Raw genomic sequence first — 1,391 nt, 5'->3', positions numbered from 1 at the left:
CTCCGATAAAAGTTTGAATAGCTCTTTAAAAATAAATCTAGAATTAACGTTGACGTATTGTCTTGTTTTGTTCAGTTTTCAAGGTTCAATGTGTAAGTGCTTCGTTTGAAGCGACTTGATTATCATATCATTTCAACTCAGTTAGTGTCAATGACTTTTTGAAATATTTTTTGGTGGAGCCTAGCGGGATCGAACCGCTGACCTCCTGCGTGCAAAGCAGGCGCTCTCCCAGCTGAGCTAAGGCCCCAAATAAAGTGGTCGGGAAGACAGGATTCGAACCTGCGACCCCTTGGTCCCAAACCAAGTGCTCTACCAAGCTGAGCTACTTCCCGACATATATGGCGCGCCCGAGAGGAGTCGAACCCCTAACCTTTTGATCCGTAGTCAAACGCTCTATCCAATTGAGCTACGGGCGCAAAATGTATTCTTGTTTTTTCACTAAGTAACGTAAGGAAAGTTATTTTGCTTTCGCAAAAAACTTTGGTGCCGAGGACCGGAATCGAACCGGTACGGTAGTCACCTACCGCAGGATTTTAAGTCCTGTGCGTCTGCCAGTTCCGCCACCCCGGCAAGTCTTTGGAGCGGAAGACGGGATTCGAACCCGCGACCCCCACCTTGGCAAGGTGGTGTTCTACCACTGAACTACTTCCGCGCAAGTATTGGTGCGGGTGAAGGGACTTGAACCCCCACGCCTTGCGGCGCCAGATCCTAAGTCTGGTGCGTCTGCCAATTCCGCCACACCCGCATATAAATGATTTTCGCATTAACGAAAACCCTATGGTAAGATATTTTGCTGTCGCAAAAATCTTTGGTGAGCCATGAAGGACTCGAACCTTCGACCCTCTGATTAAAAGTCAGATGCTCTACCAACTGAGCTAATGGCTCTTGATATAAAATCAAGTTATTACATAAAGTTTGATCTGAACTCATCATGCATCTTCGACGTCCAGCTCTCAGGAAGTCTATGCAAGAAGTTGCTCGAGCTGTACGCTAGAAGTAAACTCAATGAAGTTTATTCTTTCGTGCTCTACCAACTGAGCTAATGGCTCTCAAAACAAAAAAAGAGACAAAATAAAAAAACCAATGGTGCCGGCAAGAGGACTTGAACCCCCAACCTACTGATTACAAGTCAGTTGCTCTACCAGTTGAGCTACACCGGCATATTAAATTTTCAAGAAATAAAAAATGGTGGAGGATGACGGGATCGAACCGCCGACCCTCTGCTTGTAAGGCAGATGCTCTCCCAGCTGAGCTAATCCTCCGAAATATGTATCGCCTGGCGACGTCCTACTCTCACAGGGGGAGATCCCCCAACTACCATCGGCGCTGAAGAGCTTAACTTCCGTGTTCGGCATGGGAACGGGTGTGACCTCTTCGCCATTATCACCAGA

Annotated in this window: 9 tRNA genes and 1 rRNA gene; all 10 read right to left on the bottom strand. The window is 47.0% G+C overall.

The annotated features are described in order from the left end of the window. Positions 1-171: 171 nt before the first annotated feature. Positions 172-247: transfer RNA gene (locus LCL96_RS23310), tRNA-Ala, on the bottom strand. 8 nt (positions 248-255) lie between these two features. Continuing rightward, positions 256-332 (bottom strand) — tRNA-Pro (locus tag LCL96_RS23305). 7 nt (positions 333-339) lie between these two features. Next, a tRNA-Arg gene (locus LCL96_RS23300) sits at positions 340-416 on the bottom strand. Between the two features lie 65 nt (positions 417-481). Further along, a tRNA-Leu gene (locus LCL96_RS23295) sits at positions 482-570 on the bottom strand. Positions 571-577: 7 nt separating this feature from the next. Continuing rightward, a tRNA-Gly gene (locus tag LCL96_RS23290) sits at positions 578-652 on the bottom strand. 8 nt (positions 653-660) lie between these two features. Then, positions 661-745: transfer RNA gene (locus tag LCL96_RS23285), tRNA-Leu, on the bottom strand. Between the two features lie 64 nt (positions 746-809). Continuing rightward, a tRNA-Lys gene (locus LCL96_RS23280) sits at positions 810-885 on the bottom strand. Between the two features lie 199 nt (positions 886-1,084). Continuing rightward, a tRNA-Thr gene (locus LCL96_RS23275) sits at positions 1,085-1,160 on the bottom strand. Positions 1,161-1,186: 26 nt separating this feature from the next. Further along, positions 1,187-1,262, bottom strand: a tRNA-Val gene (locus LCL96_RS23270). Positions 1,263-1,274: 12 nt separating this feature from the next. After that, positions 1,275-1,391, bottom strand: a 5S ribosomal RNA gene (gene rrf, locus LCL96_RS23265).

It is taken from the genome of Rossellomorea aquimaris, assembly GCF_020172085.1.
Classification (GTDB): Bacteria; Bacillota; Bacilli; order Bacillales; family Bacillaceae_B; genus Rossellomorea; species Rossellomorea aquimaris_E.
The sequence above is the reverse complement of the archived record's forward strand: the minus strand, read 5'-3'. Positions and strand labels throughout refer to the sequence as shown.